Below are 4,329 nucleotides of genomic sequence, written 5' to 3' on the forward strand. Positions count from 1 at the left end.
GGCCAACACCGTGCGCACCGGGCGGTCGATCAGGGTTCTGGGTGCGAGGATACTGACACTCCAGCCGGTTTCTTCGATCTGCTGAGTCTGGATCAGCCAAGCGTCCGGGTTGAGGTTCAGCGGTTGCGGATCACGGGTCGGGTAGGGCTGGACGGCAGAGATCGCGTGGCGTTCTTCGTCAGTCAGCGGTCGGGTCGCCCTGAAGCGCCATTCCGGGCGCGAGGTGATGATGACCACCCCGTTGTGATCGGTCAGCAGCAGTTGTTCCGGGGTGTTGCCCCAGAGGCTTTCGGTGTGGTCGAGGTCGACCTTGACCACCAGCACACCGATGATCTGCTCGCCATCGCGCACGGCGCCTGCAAAGAAATAACCGCGTTTGGCCGACGTCGTGCCCAGGCCGAAAAAGCGCCCGAGGCGGCCTTGCATCGCTTCGCTGAAATACGGCCGGAAGGCAAAGTTACGCCCGACAAAACTGTCGTGCTTGTCCCAGTTGGAGGCCGCCAGGGTCTTGCCGCGGGTGTCCATCAGGTACATGACTTCGGCGCCAGTCTGGGCGCGGATGTCCTTGAGCAGGCGATTGGCGTTGTCGGTGGCCTGCGGCTCATATGGCGCGGCGAGAACGGCACGCAGGGCCGGTAGATCACCGAGGATCTGCGGCAAGACTTCATAGCGGTGCAGGGTCCCCAGCAGGTTGGCGACGTAGAGGTCTAGCGTCTGGCGATTTTGCCCGACCAGCTCGCTGCGGTAATAACGCTCGGCCAGATGCTGCAGTGGCCACAGCAACGGCGCCAGGCACACGGCGAGCAGCGCCAGGCTGCGCCAGCGGGGTCTGCGGGGGAGTGTTGGGGTCATAAGCATCGGGCGCCTGAAGGTACAGGCGCATTATGCCTAGGCTTGTTCGGCAAGACACTCGCGCAACGCGTCGCGCCAGTCGGGCTGGCTGACCTGCCACTGCTGTTGCAGAAGGCGGCAATCCAGACGCGAGTTCAGTGGGCGAGTGGCGGGTGTCGGGTAGTCGCGGCTGGGGATCGCCTCCAGGCTGGCGCAGGTTTTGTGCTGCGCCTGTAAATGTTCGGCGATGGCTTGAGCAAATCCAAACCATGACGTTTCGCCCTGAGCGGTCAGGTGGTAAGTGCCCCAGGCGCCGGGTTGCCCCGACTGCCAGCGCTCGATCAAGGCGCGTGTACTGGTGGCGATGGTGCCGGCCCAGGTCGGTGCGCCGATCTGGTCGGYGACGATGCGCAAGTGCGGTTTCTCTTGCAGCAACCGTTGCATGGTCAGCAGGAAATTGCGCCCGTGGTTCGAGTAGACCCAACTGGTGCGCAGAATCAGGTGCTGACCGTTGACGGCGCGGATGGCCTGCTCGCCGGCCAGTTTGCTGGCGCCGTAGACGCCCAGCGGGTGGGGTTCGTCGGTCTCGGTATAGGGTGAGGTTTTGCTGCCGTCGAACACATAGTCGGTTGAGTAGTGAATCAGCGGGATACCCAGTTCCAGGGCCTGCTCGGCGAGCACTCCTGGCGCTGTGGCGTTTATGGCGAACGCCCGCTCGGGTTCACTTTCCGCTTGATCGACGGCTGTGTGTGCGGCGGCATTGATGATCAGATTCGGACGTAAAGCGCGAATCTGCAGACGGATCTGCTCCGGATACGCCAGATCGAGCTGATCGCGCCCCAGCACGATCAGTTCGCCGAGCCCTTTGAGACGTCGTTGCAGCTCGATGGAAACCTGACCGTGCTGGCCGTTGATGAGGATTTTCAGGGGCGCGCTCATGGGAATAGATCGGCTTCTTGCAGGGATTTTCCGTTTTGATCCTTCGCCGAAAGTTGCGGTGGTACGTCGAGTTGCCAGTCGATGGCCAGTGTCGGGTCATTCCAGGCGATGCAGCGTTCGGCGCTGGGAACGTAATAATCGGTCGTTTTGTACAGGAACTCGGCGTAATCGCTCAGCACCAGAAAGCCGTGGGCAAATCCTTCGGGGATCCACAGTTGACGGTTGTTCTGAGCGGACAGGCGGACGCTGGCCCAGCGCCCGAAATTTGGCGAGCTGCGACGGATATCCACCGCTACATCGAGTACCTCGCCGGCAGTCACTCGCACGAGTTTTCCCTGGGTGTGCTCCAGTTGATAGTGCAGACCACGCAGCACACCTTTTTGTGAGCGCGAATGGTTGTCTTGAACGAATTCGCGCTTGAGCCCGGTCGCTTCCTCGAAAGCACGCGCATTGAAGCTTTCGTAAAAGAAACCGCGCTCGTCGCCAAAGACCTTCGGCTCGATAATAAGAACGCCGGTCAGGTCGGTGGGGATCACCTTCATTGCTCTTCTCCGGCAATGGTAAACAGAATACAGGCCGGTGACCGCGTAACTCGATTTGGGGTGCAGGGGTTTCTCTTCGATCGACAACGCGTTGCCCTGATCGTCGAAATCAATCACACCAAAACGCTGCGGGTCTTTGACCCAGTAACCGAAAACCGTAGCGCCTTCGGTGTGCCCGGCGGCGCGTTGCAATTTTTCGGTGAAGTGCTGTCCGTGAAAGATGTTGTCGCCCAGGATCAGGCACACCGAATCGTCACCGATAAACTCCTCGCCAATCAGGAAAGCCTGGGCCAGGCCGTCCGGAGACGGTTGCTCGACATAGCTGAAATGCACTCCGAACTGACTGCCGTCGCCCAACAGATTGCGGTAATGCGGCAGGTCCTGAGGGGTGGAAATCACCAGGATGTCTTTGATGCCCGCGAGCATCAGCACCGAGATCGGGTAATAGATCATCGGTTTGTCGTAGACCGGCAACAGTTGTTTGGATACCCCGAGTGTGATCGGGTGCAGACGGGTACCAGAGCCACCTGCCAGAACAATTCCCTTCATCATGCGATCAAGTCCTTGAAGTCAGTGAAACCCAGTCGTTGGCCTTGATAGCTGCCATCCTGGACTCGTTGGCACCAGTCTAGGTTATCGAGGTACCACTGCACGGTTTTACGCAGGCCGCTGGCGAAGGTTTCTTCGGGCACCCAACCCAACTCGCGTTCGATTTTGCTGGCATCGATGGCGTAACGCTGGTCGTGGCCGGGGCGATCCTGGACAAAAGTGATCAGGTCGGCGAAGTGCGCGACGCCTTCAGGTTTTTGCGGCGCCAACTCTTCCAGCAAATCGCAAATACTGCGCACCACGTCGATGTTTTTCTGTTCGTTGTGGCCGCCGATGTTGTAGGTCTCACCGACTACACCATGGGTCACCACGGTGAGCAACGCGCGAGCATGATCCTCGACGAACAGCCAGTCACGCACTTGCAGGCCATTGCCATACACCGGCAGAGGCTTCCCGGCGAGGGCGTTGAGGATCACCAGTGGAATGAGTTTCTCGGGGAAGTGGAACGGCCCGTAATTGTTCGAGCAGTTGGTCAGCAGAACCGGCAAACCGTAGGTACGCTGCCAGGCGCGGACCAGATGGTCGGACGCTGCCTTGCTGGCGGAGTAGGGCGAGCTCGGCGCATAGGGTGTGGTCTCGGTGAACAGGTCATCGACGCCATGCAGGTCGCCATATACCTCGTCGGTCGAAATGTGGTGAAAGCGAAAGGCGCTTTTCTCAGGTTCGGCCAGGCTGTTCCAGTAGGCGCGGGTGGCTTCCAGCAGGCTGTAGGTGCCGACAATGTTGGTCTGGATGAAGTCCGCCGGACCATCGATGGAACGGTCGACATGGGACTCGGCTGCCAGGTGCATGATCGCGTGCGGCTGGAACCGCGCCAGTACCGCGCTGACAGTGGCCTGATCAACGATATCGGCCTGCACGAACTCATAACGGGTGTTGGTGGCAATGCTGCTCAACGACTCTAGATTGCCGGCGTAGGTCAGCTTGTCCAGGTTGAGCACTTCATGTTCAGTGTGGCGGATCAGGAGGCGAATCAGCGCCGAGCCGATGAAGCCGGCACCGCCGGTGATGAGAATGCGCATGTGGAGTTGCCTTTTTCGTCGAACGATTATGCGTATGGATCATAGCTTGTCGGCAGGAGGGGGCGTGTACAAGAGGGGTGTTGGTCGGATTTTGGTTTTTGTGGAGTTTTGTTGAGCTGCGGGGGGGATTGCGGGCAAACCATGTTCCTGCGATCGCTGTAGCATTCCCGTAGGAGCAAGGCTTGCCCGCGATGGCGGCCTGGCATTCGCCTAAAAATGAAATGTCCTAGCCGAAAAGCTCAGGGTTTTCAGCGCGAAAGGATTTAAAGGTTTTGTATCTCCAGCGCTCTTTCTCGGAGCCATCATCCGCTTCATCGACTTCTCCGAAGTACCAATGCTCAGATTCAAACTTTTGCCCGTCTTCATCCTCGTGAACAAAGTGGAAC

At 59.3% G+C, this 4,329-nt stretch carries 4 protein-coding genes and 1 pseudogene; all 5 read right to left on the bottom strand.

Annotated elements, in window-relative coordinates; translation table 11 throughout:
- On the bottom strand, window positions 1-852 hold an 852-nt coding region (locus AC1DH9_RS27510), incomplete at its 3' end, for a cache domain-containing protein (protein ID WP_477809170.1).
- A 36-nt stretch (window positions 853-888) separates the two neighbouring features.
- Window positions 889-1,770: a dTDP-4-dehydrorhamnose reductase gene (gene rfbD / locus AC1DH9_RS27515; RefSeq protein ID WP_477809171.1), complete on the bottom strand. Its 882-nt coding sequence runs from the start codon at window positions 1,768-1,770 to the stop codon at window positions 889-891.
- Complete coding sequence (gene rfbC / locus AC1DH9_RS27520; RefSeq protein WP_427546373.1) at window positions 1,767-2,312, bottom strand: dTDP-4-dehydrorhamnose 3,5-epimerase; 546 nt, start codon at window positions 2,310-2,312, stop codon at window positions 1,767-1,769. The genes rfbD and rfbC overlap by 4 nt, the downstream gene beginning before the upstream one ends.
- A gap of 27 nt (window positions 2,313-2,339) precedes the next feature.
- Window positions 2,340-2,861: pseudogene (locus AC1DH9_RS27525) on the bottom strand (sugar nucleotidyltransferase); the annotation flags it as partial.
- The gene (rfbB, locus tag AC1DH9_RS27530; protein ID WP_427546369.1) at window positions 2,861-3,943 is read right to left on the bottom strand and encodes a dTDP-glucose 4,6-dehydratase; all 1,083 of its coding nucleotides are present in this window, start codon (window positions 3,941-3,943) and stop codon (window positions 2,861-2,863) included. The pseudogene AC1DH9_RS27525 and the gene rfbB, both read right to left, overlap by 1 nt.
- Window positions 3,944-4,329 lie beyond the last annotated feature (386 nt).

The sequence above is a fragment of the Pseudomonas sp. 05T35 genome, from assembly GCF_056396605.1.